At 71.1% G+C, this 15623-nt stretch carries 15 protein-coding genes; 5 read left to right on the top strand and 10 right to left on the bottom strand.

Features of this window, described 5'->3' with window-relative positions; genetic code table 11:
- Window positions 1-12: 12 nt before the first annotated feature.
- On the top strand, window positions 13-654 hold the full coding sequence (locus AB0I73_RS14680; protein WP_363037240.1) for a gamma-glutamyl-gamma-aminobutyrate hydrolase family protein: 642 nt from the start codon (window positions 13-15) through the stop codon (window positions 652-654).
- 49 nt (window positions 655-703) lie between these two features.
- Here AB0I73_RS14680 and AB0I73_RS14675 read toward each other — a convergent pair whose 3' ends face one another.
- From AB0I73_RS14675 to AB0I73_RS14655, 5 genes are all read right to left on the bottom strand, one after another.
- Complete coding sequence (locus AB0I73_RS14675) at window positions 704-1642, bottom strand: LysR family transcriptional regulator (RefSeq protein ID WP_363037238.1); 939 nt, start codon at window positions 1640-1642, stop codon at window positions 704-706.
- 30 nt (window positions 1643-1672) lie between these two features.
- A complete protein-coding gene (locus AB0I73_RS14670; RefSeq protein WP_363037236.1) occupies window positions 1673-2401 on the bottom strand; it encodes a helical backbone metal receptor in 729 nt (242 codons plus the stop codon).
- Window positions 2398-2967: an XRE family transcriptional regulator gene (locus AB0I73_RS14665; protein WP_109380448.1), complete on the bottom strand. Its 570-nt coding sequence runs from the start codon at window positions 2965-2967 to the stop codon at window positions 2398-2400. Before AB0I73_RS14665 ends, AB0I73_RS14670 begins: the two co-directional genes overlap by 4 nt.
- Before the next feature lie 427 nt (window positions 2968-3394).
- Complete coding sequence (locus AB0I73_RS14660; protein WP_363037235.1) at window positions 3395-6019, bottom strand: ABC transporter permease/substrate binding protein; 2625 nt, start codon at window positions 6017-6019, stop codon at window positions 3395-3397.
- Window positions 6012-7100, bottom strand: a complete 1089-nt coding sequence (locus AB0I73_RS14655) for a betaine/proline/choline family ABC transporter ATP-binding protein (protein WP_109380449.1) — start codon at window positions 7098-7100, stop codon at window positions 6012-6014. The genes AB0I73_RS14660 and AB0I73_RS14655 overlap by 8 nt, the downstream gene beginning before the upstream one ends.
- Window positions 7101-7339: 239 nt before the next feature.
- On the opposite strand from AB0I73_RS14655, the gene AB0I73_RS14650 reads away from it, so the two are divergent.
- The 4 genes from AB0I73_RS14650 to AB0I73_RS14635 all read left to right on the top strand — a co-directional run bounded on the left by AB0I73_RS14650 (window position 7340) and on the right by AB0I73_RS14635 (window position 10640).
- Complete coding sequence (locus tag AB0I73_RS14650; protein WP_363037330.1) at window positions 7340-8269, top strand: 5'-3' exonuclease; 930 nt, start codon at window positions 7340-7342, stop codon at window positions 8267-8269.
- A gap of 93 nt (window positions 8270-8362) precedes the next feature.
- Window positions 8363-9220, top strand: coding sequence for a siderophore-interacting protein (locus AB0I73_RS14645; protein WP_363037232.1), 858 nt, complete (start codon window positions 8363-8365; stop codon window positions 9218-9220).
- Window positions 9221-9379: 159 nt separating this feature from the next.
- Window positions 9380-9667 carry a hypothetical protein gene (locus tag AB0I73_RS14640; protein WP_363037230.1) on the top strand — a complete coding sequence of 96 codons (288 nt, stop codon included), beginning with the start codon at window positions 9380-9382 and terminating at the stop codon, window positions 9665-9667.
- 19 nt (window positions 9668-9686) lie between these two features.
- Window positions 9687-10640, top strand: a complete 954-nt coding sequence (locus tag AB0I73_RS14635; protein WP_363037228.1) for a pseudouridine synthase — start codon at window positions 9687-9689, stop codon at window positions 10638-10640.
- Between the two features lie 180 nt (window positions 10641-10820).
- On the opposite strand, the gene AB0I73_RS14630 is transcribed toward AB0I73_RS14635, so the two are convergent.
- The 5 genes from AB0I73_RS14630 to AB0I73_RS14610 form a co-directional block, all read right to left on the bottom strand.
- Complete coding sequence (locus AB0I73_RS14630; protein ID WP_363037226.1) at window positions 10821-12386, bottom strand: cytochrome P450; 1566 nt, start codon at window positions 12384-12386, stop codon at window positions 10821-10823.
- Window positions 12387-12477: 91 nt separating this feature from the next.
- Window positions 12478-13098: an ATP/GTP-binding protein gene (locus tag AB0I73_RS14625; protein ID WP_363037224.1), complete on the bottom strand. Its 621-nt coding sequence runs from the start codon at window positions 13096-13098 to the stop codon at window positions 12478-12480.
- Entirely contained in the window at window positions 13079-13483 is a 405-nt protein-coding gene (locus AB0I73_RS14620; protein ID WP_363037222.1) for a DUF742 domain-containing protein, read from the bottom strand. The genes AB0I73_RS14625 and AB0I73_RS14620 overlap by 20 nt, the downstream gene beginning before the upstream one ends.
- Entirely contained in the window at window positions 13480-13887 is a 408-nt protein-coding gene (locus AB0I73_RS14615) for a roadblock/LC7 domain-containing protein (RefSeq protein ID WP_363037220.1), read from the bottom strand. The genes AB0I73_RS14620 and AB0I73_RS14615 overlap by 4 nt, the downstream gene beginning before the upstream one ends.
- Window positions 13884-15518 (bottom strand): ATP-binding protein, encoded by a 1635-nt coding sequence (locus AB0I73_RS14610; protein WP_363037218.1) that lies wholly within the window; start codon window positions 15516-15518, stop codon window positions 13884-13886. Before AB0I73_RS14610 ends, AB0I73_RS14615 begins: the two co-directional genes overlap by 4 nt.
- Between the last annotated feature and the right edge of the window lie 105 nt (window positions 15519-15623).

Here is a 15623-nt window from a genome sequence, read left to right as displayed (position 1 = left end):
GTCCGTTGAGGTGTGTGGCGACTGGACGCCGCACTGCTGCCCCTCGGGTATCCGCGGCTGGTACAGCGGGCGGGGGGACTGGCCGCGATGCTCCCGCCCGACGCGCCCGAGCACGCCGCGGCGGCCGTGGCCGGGCTCGACGGGCTGGTCGTCGCGGGGGTCCGGACGTGGAACCGGTCCACTACGGCGCCGAGCCCGGCCCGCGCACCGGACCGCCCGCCCGCCCGCGCCCGGGACGCCTGGGAGCTCGCCCTGATCCGGGCGGCCCTCGACGGCCGTGTCCCGCTGCTCGGGATCTGCCGGGGCATGCAGCTGCTGAACGTCGCCCTGGGCGGCACCCTCGTCCAGCACCTCGACGGCCACGCGGAGGTGCCGGGGGTCTTCGGCCACCACCCGGTCAAGCCGGTGCCGGGCACCTTGTACGCCGGTGCCGTCCCGGAGGAGACCTCCGTACCGACCTTCCACCATCAGGCGGTGGACCGCCTCGGTGAGGGCCTGGTCCCGTCCGCGCACGCGGCGGACGGGACCAGTCGTATGCCGAGGCGATCGAACCCCCCGTCCGCCGACTGGGTGCTGGGCGTGCAGTGGCACCCGGAGAGGGACGAGGACCCACGCGTCGTACGCCACCTGATCCGAGCGGCCACAGCACTCTGACCCACCCGCCGCCTCCCTCGGCCCTCCCCGGTGCGCGGCGGGCAGGTGCTCAGCCGCGGGTCAGGGCCAGCAGGTCGCGGGCGGGCCCCGTGGGGCGGTGGCCGGTCGGCCAGACCGCGCGGAGGTCGCGGGCCAGGGCTATGCCGTGCACGGGAACGCGGATCAGACGGCGCATCGCCAGCTCCTCGCCGACGGCCAGCTCGCTGAGGACGGCCGGGCCGGCACCGCTCACCGCCGCGGCCTTCACGGCGGTCGTGGACGACAGCTCGATCAGCGGGCGGGCCAGCCCGCCCAGGGCGGTGTCCAGGACCTGCCGGGTGCCGGAGCCCTTCTCGCGCAGGATCAGCGGGGTGGTCGCCAGTTCCTCGGTGGCGAGCGGGCGACGGCGGCGGGCCCAGGCATGCGTCGGCGCCGTCACCACGATCAGCCGGTCGTGGGCGATCACCGCGGAGTCCAGGCCCGGCGGCACCGTCACCCCCTCCACGAAACCCACGTCCGCCTCGTCCGACAGCAGCCGCTCCGCGACCGACGCGGAGTTCCCGGCCAGCAGCGACACCGCCGTGTCCGGCCGCTGCGAACGCAGCACGAGCAGCCAGCCCGGAAGCAGGTACTCGGCGATCGTCATGCTCGCCGCCACCCGCAGCCGTGAGTCCCGGCGGTCCCGCAGTGCCTGCGCCCCCGCGTCGAAGGCCTCCGCCGCCTCCACGATCCGCCTGGCCCAGTCGGTGACCAGCGCGCCCGCGTCGGTCAGCCGCGACCCCCGCGGTGAACGGTCCACCAGTGCCACGCCGAGCTGCCGCTCCATGGACCGGACCCGGCTGCTGGCCGCGGGCTGGGTGATGCCCAGTTCGCGTGCCGCGCCGCCCAGGCTCCCGAGCCGTGCCACCGCCAGCAGCAGCTCCAGCGCCCCGAGGTCCGGCACCCGGTGGGTCAGGGTTCTGGCGCTCACGGACCTGGATCCCGCACGGTCGTCGCCCGTCTCGCTCATAAGGTCAGCTTATGCCCTGACGACGGTGCGTCAGCGGCGCGCTGCTCGCAGCTCCTGGGGCAGCACTGTCGCGGCTTCCGCCAACGACGGCCCGTACCAGGTGAGATGTCGACCGCCGACCAGCGCGCACGGCACTCCCGGGAAGGCGTCCGGGCCGTCGTCGGCGGTGAAGAGGTAGGGCTCGTCGGGCAGTACGACGAGGTCGGGGGCCGCCGCGCGCAAAGCCTCCAGAGGGACGCGGGGATAGCGTTCCCGGTGATCCGCGTAAAGGTGGTCGACACCGAGGCGGGACAGCAGATCGCCGGCGAAGGTGTCCCGGCCCAGCACCATCCAGGGCCGCCGCCAGACGGGCACGACCGCGGTCCGGCGCCTCTTCGGGGGCGCCACCGCGTCCCAGGCGGCTTCGGCCTCGTCCAGCCACCGGGGGCGCGCGTCCACACCGCACGCCGTGAGCACCCTGGCCAGCTCGTCGAAGGCCTGGGGCAGCGTCCGCACCTCCGTCACCAGCACCTCGAGGCCGGCCGCGCGCAGGTCGGCGAGGTCGGACGGGCGGTTCTCCTCCTCGTTGGCGATCACCAGGTCGGGGGCGAGGGCGGCGATCCGCTCCGCCTTCGGGTTCTTCGTACCGCCGATCCGTACGACGTCGAGATCGGCCGGATGGGTGCACCAGTCGGTGGCACCGACCAGGGCGCCGGGGGCGGAGAGCGCCACAGCTTCGGTCAGGGACGGGACGAGGGAGACGATCCGCGCGGAACTCATCGGCGCGGCTTGTCCCGGACCGCCTCGATGTGCTCCGCGACGGCGACGACGATCAGCCGGGTCTCCGCGACCGTGGCCCGCCACCGGTGCCGGACGCCTCCGGTGAGGTACAGGGTGTCGCCGCGACCGAGGCGGTAGGCGCGGCCCTCCGCCTCGATCTCCACGGCGCCGTCCGCCACGTACATCAACTGGTCGTTGCGGAACTGGAATTCGCGCCCGGCATCGTGGTCGCCGGTGAACTCGGAGGCGTGCATCTGGTGGTGACCGCGCACCAGGGACCGGACGCGCGGTTCGAGCAGCGGCTCGGTGTCCTCCGCGCGGACGACGTCGACGCTGCACGCCGGGTCGGCGGCGGCGAGCAGTTCCACCGCGGTGGTGCGCAGCGCGTCGGCGACCTTCTCCAGGGAGCTCTGGCTGGGACGCGCGCGCTCGTTCTCGATCTGGCTCAGGAACGGGACCGACAGGCCGCTGCGCTCGGCCACGACGGCAAGGGTGAGGTCCAGCGCCCGGCGTCGCCGCCGCACGGCCGCGCCCACCCGCAGAGGCTGCTCTTTGTGGTCGCCCATCGCTCCGGCTCCCTCCTTCGCCCGTCGTCCCGTACCCGGTGCGTGCGCCGCTGTCCGGCGCACTTCTTCTTTTGAGCTGTCTGCACCCTACGCATGTTCGGCAAACCGTTTCAGGCGCCTGTCACGTCGGCGCCCTGAGCGATCGCGTACGACCTCACGGTTCACGCCGGTCGGCGCCCGGCCTGTTCGGTTCGATGTGCGCAGGGTGCCAGGTGCTTCCGCCATTGTCGCCCGAAGTGGGGCGGGAGGTCACGGGGAGGTGCCCTGAGGCCGGAAGGGCCTCGCGGTGTGTGATGGTCCGGATGCTCACCGTGCTCCGGACGTGCCCGAGGGGCGGGCCCGGCCCCGCTGTCAGGTGCGGGGCCGGGCCCGCCCCTCGGGGCGGCCGGTGGCGGCCGGCGCGGTGGTCACCGCGGCGGCGTCACCCTCACTGCGGGGTCATGCGCTCCGGCACGTCCGGGTGTTCCTCCAGCCAGGCGGCGACGGCTTCCTCCTCCTGGCCCTGGCCGCGGTCCTTGATCTCCTTCTCGAGCGTGCCGAGTTCGTCCTCGCTCATCGTGAATCCCTTGATCCACTTCGTGAGTTCGGGGTACTGCTCGGGGAACTTCTTGCTCGCGATGGTGTGGATGGTGTTGTTCTCGCCCCAGGCGCCCTCGGGGTCCTTCAGCTTGGTCAGCTCGTACTCGCTGTACGTCCAGTGCGGCGACCAGAGGGTGACCGCGATGGGCTCCTTCTTGCTGTAGGCCCGCTTGAGCTCGGCCAGCATCGCCGGCGAGGAGCCGTCGACGACCTTGTACTCCTTGTCCAGGCCGTAGGCCGGCAGGACCTTGTTCTTGAGGAGGTCCATCTGGCCGGTGCCCGGCTCGATGCCGACGATCCGCCCGTTGAACAGGTCGGCCTTGCCCTTGAGGTCCTCGAGCGACTTGACGTCCTTGACGTACGAGGGGACGGAGACCTCCAGTGAGACCGGTTCGTACCAGGTGCCGAGGTCGGTGAGCTTGTCCTTGTTCGGCTCGTAGAAGTTCTTCTGGGAGTGCGGCAACCAGGCGTCGAAGTTGAGGTCGAGATCACCGGTGGAGAGGCCCGTGTAGACCGGCCCGACGTCCATCTGCTTCAGGTTCAGCGTGTAGCCGCGCCGCTCCAGGACGTTCTTCCACAGGTAGGTGATCGCGACGTCCTCCTCCCAGGGGAACCAGGCCACGTCCAGCGGACGCTTCGCCTCGGCGGGAGTGTCACCGGAACCGGACGACTGCACGGGCGCGAGCTTGTCGACGATGCCCGGGTTGTCCTTCAGCCAGGCGCGGACGGCGTCCTGCTGCTTGCCCTTGCCGGCCTTGTTGATCTCGGCCTCCAGGCTGGTGAGTTCCTCCTCGGTCATCGCGAAGTCCTTCAGCCACTTGCCGACGGTGGGGTGGTCGGCGGTGAAGTCCTTGCGGGCCAGGGAGTGCACGCCGTCGCCCTCGCCCCAGGTGCCCTTGGGGTCCTTCAGCTTCTTCAGGTCGAAGTCGCTGTACGCCCAGTGCGGGGACCAGAGCGTGACGACGATCGGTTCCTTCTTGCTGTAGGCCCGCTTGAGCTCGGCCAGCATCGCCGGCGTGGAGCTGTCGACGACCTTGTACTCCTTGTCCAGGCCGTACTCCTTGACGACCTTGTCCTTCAGCAGGCCCATCATTCCGGCGCTGGACTCGATGCCGGTGATCTTCCCGTTGAAGGTGCCGGCCTTGCCCTTGAGGTCCTCGAGGGAGTCGAAGTCCTCCATGTAGGCGGGCACGGCGAGTTCGAGCGACGTCTCCTCGTACCAGGTGCCGAGGTCCTCGAGCCGGTCGCCGTACTTCTTCCAGTACTCGGCGTGGGTGGTGGGCAGCCACGAGTCCGTCTGGAAGTCGATGTTGCCCTGCGCGAGCGCGGTGTAGAGCGGGCCGGCGTCGAACTGCGTGGCCTCGACCTCGAAGCCCCGCTGCTCGAGGACCTCCTTCCACAGGAAGGTGGAGGCGATGCCCTCGTCCCAGGGGATGTAACCGATGGAGATCTTCTCGCCCTTGCCGACGTTCTTGCCGTCGGCCGTGGTGTCCGTGCCACCGGTGGTGCCGCCGAAGATGCTCATGCCGCCGGCCACCAGGGCGAGGACGACGACGCCGATCACGGCGACCTGCGGGCGCGGCCGGTAGGACCAGATCTTGAGTCCTCCCTGTGCGACACGGGCCTTGGCGGCGGCGCGGCGGCCGAGCGGGGACACCTGGGTGCCCAGGGCACTGGTCATGCGGTCGAGGTAGATCGCCAGGATGACGATGGCGAGGCCGGCCTCGGCGCCCAGACCGATGTTGAGCTGGCCGATGGCCTCGATGACCGCGCCGCCCAGGCCGCCGGTGCCGACCATGCCGGCGATCGCGGCCATGGACAGCCCGAGCATGATCACCTGGTTGACGCCCGCCATCACGGTGGGCAGCGCCAGCGGCAGCTGGACGCGCAGCAGGGTGTTGCGGGGCGTGGTGCCGAACGCCTCGGCCGCCTCCACGAGGTCCTTGTCGACCTGACGGATGCCCAGCTCGGTCATGCGCACGCCGGGGGCGAGCGCGAAGATCAGGGTGGCGACGACGCCGGGGGCGGGGCCGGTCCCGAAGAACAGAATCGCCGGGATCAGGTAGATCATCGCGGGCAGCGTCTGCATGAAGTCCAGGACCGGCCGCACGACGGCGCTGACCCGGTCCGAGCGTGCCGCCCAGATACCCACGGGCACCGCGATGACCAGCGCGATGACGGTGGCGACGATGACCAGCGCCAGCGTGACCATCGAGTCCGCCCACAGTTCCATGGAATCGAGGAAGGCGAATCCCAGGAAGGTGAGGACACCGGCGAAGGTGCCGCGCAGCCAGAAGGCGATCACCGCGAAGATACCGGCGAGCAGCAGCGGTTCCGGTGCCTGCAGGACGGCGTTGACACCGTCGTAGGCGCCGGTGAAGACGGCCTTGAAGAAGTCGAACAGCCAGGTCACGTTGTCGAGCAGCCAGTCGACGCCGCTGTTGACCCATTCGCCGAGCGGGATCCTAGGCACGGGCCATCACCTTCTCGCCCTTGCCCCGCTGGGAGTCGCAGGTGCCGGGAGCGGCCTCCTCGTCACCGAGGAAGCCCACGAGCCGCTGCCGGGGCACGACCCCGACGACCGCGCCCTCGCCGTCGAGGACTGCCACGGGGTGCGCCGCGCGGGCGCTGATCGCGCACAGCTCGGTGAACGGCGTCCGAGGGGTCGCGGTCTCGCAGTCGCAGTCGGCCTCGTCGCCGCGCACCTCTTGGTCCATCACGGCGCCGGCGGTCAGCACCCGGGAGCGGTCGACGTCCTGGGTGAAGGAGGCGACGTAGTCGTTGGCGGGGCGGATCAGGATGTCCTGCGCGGTGCCGATCTGCACGATGCGGCCGTCACGCATCACCGCGATGCGGTCGCCCAGGCGCATGGCCTCGTTGAGGTCGTGGGTGATGAAGACGATCGTCTTCTTCAGCTTCTTCTGCAGCTCCACCAGCTGGTCCTGCATGTCGCGGCGGATCAGCGGGTCGAGCGCGCTGAAGGACTCGTCCATCAGCAGCAGGTCGGCGTCGGTGGCGAGCGCGCGGGCCAGACCCACCCGCTGCTGCATACCGCCGGACAGCTCGTCGGGCCAGGACTTCTCCCAGCCGGCCAGGCCACACAGAGCGAGCGCCTCGTCGGCGCGGCGTTCGCGCTCGGCGCGGGGCACGCCCTGCACTTCCAGTCCGTAGGCGGCGTTCTCGCGAACGCTGCGGTGCGGGAAGAGAGCGAAGTGCTGGAAGACCATGCTTATCTTCTTGGAACGGACGTCACGCAGTTCCCGGTCGGACAGCGCGGTGAGGTCCTCACCGCCGAAACGCACCTGCCCGGCGGTCGGCTCCGACAGACCGTTGAGCATGCGCAGCAGAGTGGACTTGCCGGATCCGGACAAGCCCATGACCACGAAGATCTCGCCCGGCTCCACCGTGAACGAGGCGTCGATCACGGCGGCCGTGGTCCCCTGGTCGCGCAACTCCTCACGGTCGGTCTCGTCGTTGCGCAGTCTCTCGACCGCCTGTCCCGGTCGTCTGCCGAACACCTTGTACAGATGCTCCGCTTCTAGCCTGGTTGACACGCGTACCTCTTGAGTCGACGGCAATGGAAGGAGCGACGCCCGGCAGTAGGCTCACGCGGTCTTGAACTGTCGAAGACAGTTGAACCTGCAACCGGCATCGCTCCGTGCCCGCGCCTCCCCTGTTTCAGCCAACGCAAACGTGTGTCCTGCTTCACAGAAGAAGCGCGTGACGCAACTCGTCGCGCATCCCGCACTCACCGTCACGCGGCTGCGGGGCGCTGTCGGTGGCGTACGGCATGATGCGGGACGTGACCGGACGACTCATGCTCCTCGACACCGCCTCCCTCTACTTCCGCGCCTACTTCGGCGTCCCGGACTCGGTCAGGGCCCCGGACGGCACGCCGGTGAACGCCGTGCGCGGGCTGCTCGACTTCATCGACCGCCTGGTCAAGGACCACCGGCCGGTCGATCTGGTGGCGTGCATGGACGCGGACTGGCGCCCGAAGTGGCGGGTGGACCTGATCCCCTCCTACAAGGCGCACCGCGTCGCCGAGGAGCGCCCGTCGGGCCCCGACGAGGAGGAGGTGCCCGACACCCTGTCCCCGCAGGTGCCGGTCATCGAGGCCGTCCTGGACGCCATCGGCATCGCGCGCGTGGGGGTCTCCGAGTACGAGGCGGACGACGTCATCGGCACGTTCACCGCACGGGCGCGCGGTCCGGTCGACATCGTCACCGGCGACCGCGACCTGTACCAGCTGGTGGACGACGCGCGTGGGGTGCGGGTGCTGTATCCGCTGAAGGGCGTCGGCACGCTCCAGGCCACCGACGAGGCCGTACTGCGCGAGAAGTACGGGGTCGGCGGCGCGGGGTACGCGGATCTGGCGCTGCTGCGCGGCGACCCGAGCGACGGCCTGCCCGGCGTGCCGGGCGTCGGTGAGAAGACGGCGGCCAAGCTGCTGGCCGAGTTCGGCGACCTGGCCGGGATCCTGGCGGCGGTGGACGATCCGCGGGCCCGGCTCACGCCGACCCAGCGCAAGCGCCTCACCGAGGCGCTGCCCTACCTGGCGGTCGCGCCCAAGGTCGTCCGGGTCGCGGACGACGTACCGCTCCCGGACGTCGACACGGCGCTGCCGCGGACGCCTCGCGACCCGGACGCCGTACGGGCACTGGCGGCCCGCTGGGGCCTGGGCGGGTCTCTGGAACGGCTGCTGGCGACCCTCGCGCGGTAGGGACCGAGCCGGGGCGGCAGCACGCGGGCAGGAGGTATTCCCTGGACAAAGCTGTTAGGTTAGGTAAACCTAACCGAACAACAGGGAGCCTCCATGGCAGAGCGACCGGGACGCCAGCCGCGCAAGCCGCACTCCGGGCAGGTGGTCCGCACCGAGCAGCTGACCCCGCACATGCGGCGCGTGGTGCTGGGCGGTGACGGCCTGGCCGACTTCTCGGCGGACACGGCCACCGACCACTACGTGAAACTGCTGTTCCCGGCCGAGGGCGTCACCTACCCGGAGCCGTTCGACATGAAGCGGATCCGCGAGGAGTTCCCGCGCGACCAGTGGCCGGTGACCCGGACCTACACCGTGCGCCACTGGGACGCCGAGCAGCGTGAGCTGACCCTGGACTTCGTGATCCACGGGGACGAGGGGCTGGCCGGCCCGTGGGCCCTGCGGGTCCTGCCGGGCGAGACCGTGTTCCTCATCGGGCCCGGCGGCGCCTACGCTCCCGACCCGGCCGCCGACTGGCATCTGCTGGCGGGCGACGAGAGCGCGCTGCCCGCGATCGCCCGGTCGCTCGAGGCGATGCCGAGCGGGGCCAGAGTGCATGCCTTCGTGGAGATCGACGGTCCCCAGGAGGAGCAGAAGATCGACTCCGAGGCAGCGGTCACCTGGCTGCACCGCGGGGACCGTCCGGTCGGCGAGGCACTGGTGGAGGCCGTGCGGGGCCTGGAGTTCCCCGAGGGCCGGGTGCAGGCCTTCGTCCACGGCGAGGCGCACTTCGTCAAGGAACTGCGCCGGCTGCTGCGGGTCGAGCGGCAGATCCCGCGCGAGGACCTCTCGATCTCCGGCTACTGGCGGCTCGGTCACAACGAGGACGGCTGGCAGGCCTCGAAGCAGGAGTGGAACACACAGGTCGAGGCAGAGCAGGAGCAGACACCGCGGCAGGCGACGGCAACCTCCTGACCCTCCGGACTCGAAACTCGAACCGGCGTCATCCGATCCGCCCGGCCGGGGCGGGTGCCCCGGGTTGCGGCGCCGGTCGGGTGAACCCTGGGCCCCGCGCCGCGGTGGGCGGCGTGGCGAGGCCGGCCGGGCCCGGGTGCTGACCGAGGATCCGGGCGCGTGGCAGACACCTTCGAAGAACTTGTGGCCAAGCAGCGCGCGGTGGACGAGGCGCATGTCCGCGTACGCCATCTGCAGGAGACCTATGGGCCGCCCACCCGGACCAGGTGGAGCGCGCAGCAGACCAGTACCTGGGAGACCGCCTGGCGGGCCTGGCGCGACCTCGCCCGTGACGTCCAGCTGGCGGTGAGCGAGTTCGCACGGGCCGAGGGAAAGCCGCGTCACGTGGTCGAGGCCGAGGTCAAACGGGCGGTACGGCGGGAGGAGGAGGGCGGGGCGGACGTGTAGCCCCGTAGCCTTGGCCCTCGTGAGACGCAGACGCCGGATCCTCCCGCCCTCCCCGCTGCCGCAGCGCGACGGTGTGGACCCGGTGCGGCTGCGGCTGCCCGCGGCGGGACCGGGGGCCACCGTGCGGGAGCATCTGGTGGCCCGGCTCCCGGTCGGCGCCGGTGTCATCGACGGCATGTTCGACGCGGGGCTGATCGTGGGGGCGGACGGGCGGCCCGTACCGGCAGACGCCCCGTACGCGCCGGGGCTGTACGTGTGGTTCCACCGGGAACTGCCCACCGAGGTTCCGGTGCCCTTCCCGCTGGAGGTCGTGTACCGGGACGAGCACATCGTCGTCGCCGACAAGCCCCATTTCCTGGCCACCACACCGCGCGGCAGCCATGTCGCCGAGACCGCGCTGGCGCGGCTGCGTCGCGAGCTCGGCATCCCCCTGCTGGGTGCCGCGCACCGCCTCGACCGGCTCACCGCGGGGCTGGTGCTGTTCACCGTGCGGCCCGAGGAGCGCGGCGCGTACCAGACGCTGTTCCGGGACCGGCGGATGCACAAGGAGTACGAGGCCGTCGCCCCGCACGATCCCTCGCTCGCCCTGCCCCGGACCGTGCGCAGCCGGATCGTGAAGGAGCGCGGGGTGCTGACCGCCCGCGAGGTCGCGGGTGAGCCGAACGCGCTCAGCCGGGTCGAGCTCCTGGACCACCGGGCGGACGGACTGGCCCGGTACCGGCTGGTGCCCGGCACCGGGCAGACCCATCAGCTGCGGGTGCACATGACCACTCTGGGCGTGCCGATCCTCGGCGACCCGCTGTATCCCGAGGTGACCGCGCCCGCCCCGGCCGGTGATTTCCGGCGTCCGCTGCAACTGCTGGCACGGACACTGGAGTTCACCGATCCGTTGACGGGTGTGGAGCACCGGCTGCGCAGTCGCCGGACGCTCGCGGCATGGACCTCGTACGAGCAGTGGACCACTGGTCGTTGACGCCCTCACCCGCGTGAGCGCAGGCGATTTCGGTCAGCACCGCTACGCGGCGCTCCCTCGGGTTCCTGCTTCCCAGGCCCTTGCCACCCGAAGGTGGTCCTGCAAGGCCTCCACAGGCCTGACTTCCCGCCCGGCCGGCGGTGGGTCCGTCACCTACGTCGTGGAGCACCGGGCACGTGTTCAGCAGCCGCCCCACCACCGCAGGAAGCGCTGCCAGGCACCGGGCGGGCGGGCGGGTTCGGCGGCCGCGGTCGCCGTCGGTTCCGCCACCGGCCCGGCGGGCTGCGGCACGGGCGGGGCCGGGGGCTGCGGCGCGGGCACGTCGTGGGGCCCGAACGGCTCCGGGCGGTCGGCCGCCCCGGGGCGGTCGGCGGGCGGCGGCGCGACCTGCTGCTCCGGCTCGGGGGTGCCGATGTGCCAGTTGGGCCGCGGGGTCGGCTGGTGGTCGTGGTTCGGCTGCTGGGTCACCTCCTGGGGCGGCCTGGGCATGAACTGGACGGGCAGCTCGATGAGATGCCGTGAGGCGATGGACTCGGCGTGGCGCAGGTCCTCGTCGTCGACGTCGAGTTCGAGGTCGGGCAGCCGCATCAGCAGCGCGTCGACGCCGACCTCGGCGATGGCGCGCCCGATGTCCTGCCCGGGACACTCGTGCGGGCCACCGCCGAAGGCGAGGTGGGAGCGGTTGCCCTGCATGTGGGCGGTGGGGTCCGGGCGGACCCGCGGGTCCACGTTGGCCGGTGCGGGGGCGAACAGCAGACCGTCGCCCTTACGGATGCGCTGGCCGCCGAGTTCCGTCTCCTGCTTGGCGAAGTAGGCGAAGACGGTACTGAACGGCGGTTCGTCCCACAGCAGTTGCTCGACCGCCTCCGGTACCGTCATCTGCCCGCCGTTGAGCTGGGCACGGAAACGCGGGTCGACCAGCACCGTGCGCAGCACGTTGGCGAGGAGGTTGGCCGTCGACTCGTAGGCGGCGATGAGCACCACCCGCAGGTGCTCCCTGATCTCGTCGTCGGTCAGCCCGGCCGGGTGGGTGACGAGATGACTGGCGAAGTCCTCCCGCTGCTCCGCCCTGCGGCGCGCGGTGAGCCGACTCAGGGCGCCCATGACGTACTCGTTGCTGGCGATGGCGGTCTCGGTGCCCCTGAGCATGTCACGGGCCGCCTCGACCATCCGGTCGTTGTACTCGTCGGGCATGCCCAGGACGTGGCACATCACGGCCATCGGCAGGTGCTCGGCGAACTGGCTGACGACCTCGGCCTCGCCCACTTCGCAGAACCGGTTGACGAGACGCTGGGTGCAGCGGTTGATGTGTCGGCGCAGACTGCGGAAGTCGATGGTCGACACGGCGAAGTCGATCACGCCGCGCAGCCGCTTGTGTTCGTCGCCCTCGGCGTGGGCGCACATCGGCTGCCAGGCGATGTGCGGCATCAGCGGGTGGTCGGGTTTGACCAGGCCGTCCCGGAGCGGGGACCAGATACGGCTGTCCTTGGTGTACTGCGCGGGGGTGCGCACCATGTGCAGGTTCTCGGCGTGGCCGAGGACCACCCACACGGGCACGTCGTCGTGGAGCAGCGCCGGGGCCACGGGGCCGTGTTCGGCGCGGAGTTCCTCGTACAGCTTCTTCAGGTCCGCCGACTCGTGCAGCCGGGGCAGCCCTCCGGGGCCCAGGCCGTGCGCGGGGCAGCCGGGGGGCGGGCCGAGCCGGGGGGCGTCCGTTCCGGTCGGGGAGTGGGATTCAGGCGTCACAGTGGTCGCTCCGGAAAGGGAGGGAGAGCAGGGGGCGGGGGTGAGGCGGTTCGGGGCACACGTCGCGAAGGGGCGGACCGGACGGCGGGTGTCAGGCGAGCGAACCCGTCATGGCCAGTGAGTGCAGGAACCGCATCAGCGTCATCAGGACGTCCCGACTGGAGGTCCGGCGTCGCACATCGCACTCCATGATGGGGACGTCCTCGGACAGGTCGAGCGCCGTGCGCAGCTCCTTCAGCGGGTAACGGGGCGCGTCCGGGAAGGAGTTGACGGCGACGACGAACGGCACCCCGCGTTCCTCCAGCCGGCCCATGACGTCGAAGCTGACTTCGAGGCGCCGCGTGTCGACCAGCACCACCGCGCCGAGCGCTCCCTCGAACAGCCCGTTCCACAGGAACCAGAACCGCTCCTGGCCCGGGGTTCCGAAGAGGTAGAGCACCAGCTGGTCGGTGATCTTGATGCGGCCGAAGTCCATGGCCACCGTGGTGGCCGTCTTGGTCGCGGACCCGAAGTTGTCGTCGACTCCGACGCCGGCCTGGGTCATGGTCTCCTCGGTGGTCAGCGGCTTGATCTCACTGACCGACCCGACCATGGTCGTCTTGCCGACCCCGAACCCGCCCACGACGACGATCTTCGCCGCGGCCTCGGCCGTGTGCGGCAGCTGATCCTCGGCCCGCGGGCCCGGGATGGTCTCAGAGCCTTTGAAGTCCATGCATCACCGCTTCGAGAAGGGAACGGTCGGGGAGCGCCTGACGGACGATCGGAGCGCGCGCCTGTACCAGTTCCGCCGTCAGCATCTCGGTGAGCAGCACGGTCACCACGCTGAACGGCAGGCTGAGATAGGCCGACAGCTCGGCCACGGACAGGGGGGCGGCACAGAGCCGGAGCAGTGCCGCCTGCTCGGGTGTGGCGGAGGGCGGCAGATCCTCGACCCGCGCCACGATCAGCGTGACGAGGTCGAGGTTCGCGCGGTTCCCGTCCGCCCCGGCGACGACGTACAGCCGTTCCGGGTTGGGCAGCTCGCCGTCCTCGGCCTGGGCCTGTTTCGGAGGGGGGCCCTCCCTGGGGGTGCGCCTCTGGCGTTGCGGAGGCGTCATACGGTCTGCCCGTTCCGGCGGGGCGGGCTGGTGAGGTGGGCGCCGATGCGGACGACGAGGTCGCGCATCATGGCCCCCATCCGCCCGGGTTCACAGGTCATGTCGGAGAGCACCGCGAGGTAGGCATTGGCGCCGGCGGCCATCAGGTAGAAGTAGCCGCCGTTGATCTCGATGATCACCATCTTCATCTCGCCGTCGCTGCGCGGGAGTTCCCCGGCGACGGCACCGGCGAGGCTCTGCACGCCGGCGCAGGCCGCGGCGACCCGGTCGGCGGCGTCCGGCTCGCCGCCGAAGCGGGCGATGCGCAGGCCGTCCGCCGAGAGCACCACGATCATCTCGACGCCGGGCACGCCGTCGGCGAGCTCCTTGAGCATCCAGTCGAAGTTGGCGCGTTGCTGGATCACTTCAGGTCCCCCTCGTCGTCGGCCTCGGTACGGGCCGGTTCGTTGATCAGATGCAGGTACGCGGTCGGGTTCCGGGTGAAGTCGGTGGGGTGGACGCCGGGTTCGAGGTCCTTCTTCAGGCCGTCCCAGAAGGCGTCGACCCACAGCCCGGGTTCGCGGTCGTCCTTCGGCTTCGCGGGCTCGGGTTCGGGCGTCGCCCAGGGGGACCGGACGGTCTCGCCCCGCTCGGCGGCCTCCCGTTCGGCCCGTTCGGCGGCGGTCTGTTCGGCGTACCGCTGGGACAACGGGGTCTTCACCCGACTGCGGCGCTGCGGCAGGCCGCCCGCGGTCCACTCGGTGACCACGGGGACCTCGTCCTCCATGGAGACGGTGGTGGGGACGGTCGGGCTGGTGGGGCGGCGCTTCTTGGGGGCGCGCTCGGGGCCCGGCAGCGCGTCGATCTGCATGGGCACCGCGGTCGCCCCGATGCCGTGGGCGAGGCCGACGCCGGGTTCGGTGGTCATCATGTCGCTCGGCACGATGAGGACGGCGCGGACGCCGCCGTAGGCGGAGGCCCGCAGCGAGACCTGCATGTCGTAGCCGGAGCAGAGCCTGCCGATGACGGCGAGACCCAGGCGCGGGCTCACCCCGAGGTCCTGGAGGTCGACGCCGGCCTCGGCCTGCTCCAGCTTGGTCTCGATCCGGGTCCGGGCCTGCTCGTCGAGGCTGACCCCGGCGTCCTCGATCTCGATGGCGACGCCGGTCTGCACCTCGATGGCGGTGACGTGGACCTTGGTGTGGGGCGGCGAGTACCGCGTGGCGTTGTCGAGGAGTTCGGCGACGGCGTGGATGACGGGCTCGACGGAGATGCCCTTGATGTTGACCTTGGCGATGGACTTCAGGTCGATGCGGCGGTACTCGAGGATGCGGGACATGGCGCCGCGCAGCACGCTGTAGAGGGCGACCGGCTGGGGCCACTGGCGTCCGGGACGGCCGCCGCCGAGTACGGAGATGGAGTCGGCGAGCCGGCCGATCATCGCGGTGCCGTGGTCGATGCGGAGCAGGTCGTCGAAGACCTCGGGGTTGCGGCCGTGGTCCTCCTCCATCTCCCTCAGTTCCTTGGCCTGTTGATGGACGATCGCCTGGACGCGGCGGGCGATGCTGACGAAGGAGCGCTGGGAGGAGTCGCGCAGTGCTTCCTCGTCGTCGATGATCTTCAGCATCGTCTTGAGGAGTTTGATCTGGTACTGGGGCAGATCACGCCAGGCCGGGTTGACCTCCTTGAGGTGGAGAAGCACTTCCCTGGGGGTGTTTCCGCGGTGCAGGAAGTCCAGGGCCTCGGGTACGACGGCGTCCGCGAAGTGCAGCGTCTCCGTGTCGTGGGCGGCGATCCGCTCCTCCAGATACGCACGGTGACGATCGTGCCCGGCACGCTCGTCCCGCAGGAGTCGGCCGCGGCGCACCGCCTCGGCTGCGGCGGCGGCCACCAGCAGGGTGGCGAGGGCGCCGCACGCACCGACGGCGATCCGGGCGGGCTCCGTCACCAGGGCGACGGCGGCTCCGGTTGCCGCGGCCATCAGTATGGCGGGGAGCAACAGCACGCGTGCATATGGAAGTTCACGGCGAACGGGCGGGGGTTGGACACTCACCATGTAGGCCTCTGAAACGAATCGGCTGGTGGTCGGGAGGACATGCGGGAGGTGATGGATCAGGAAACCGAATGAAACATCCACACAACGGGGAACAAGCGCACGAAT

This window comes from Streptomyces sp. NPDC050388 (assembly GCF_040655635.1).
Lineage (GTDB): Bacteria > Actinomycetota > Actinomycetes > Streptomycetales > Streptomycetaceae > Streptomyces.
This window is presented reverse-complemented; position numbering and strand designations above follow the sequence as displayed.

Coding starts and splice junctions, on each gene's coding strand:
- AB0I73_RS14625 (WP_363037224.1), bottom strand. CDS start 13,098: ATGGACTTCAAAGGCTCTGAGACCATCCCGGGCCCGCGGGCCGAGGAT.
- AB0I73_RS14670 (WP_363037236.1), bottom strand. CDS start 2,401: ATGAGTTCCGCGCGGATCGTCTCCCTCGTCCCGTCCCTGACCGAAGCT.
- AB0I73_RS14645 (WP_363037232.1), top strand. CDS start 8,363: ATGGCAGAGCGACCGGGACGCCAGCCGCGCAAGCCGCACTCCGGGCAG.
- AB0I73_RS14620 (WP_363037222.1), bottom strand. CDS start 13,483: ATGACGCCTCCGCAACGCCAGAGGCGCACCCCCAGGGAGGGCCCCCCT.
- AB0I73_RS14665 (WP_109380448.1), bottom strand. CDS start 2,967: ATGGGCGACCACAAAGAGCAGCCTCTGCGGGTGGGCGCGGCCGTGCGG.
- AB0I73_RS14610 (WP_363037218.1), bottom strand. CDS start 15,518: ATGGTGAGTGTCCAACCCCCGCCCGTTCGCCGTGAACTTCCATATGCA.
- AB0I73_RS14675 (WP_363037238.1), bottom strand. CDS start 1,642: ATGAGCGAGACGGGCGACGACCGTGCGGGATCCAGGTCCGTGAGCGCC.
- AB0I73_RS14650 (WP_363037330.1), top strand. CDS start 7,340: ATGCGGGACGTGACCGGACGACTCATGCTCCTCGACACCGCCTCCCTC.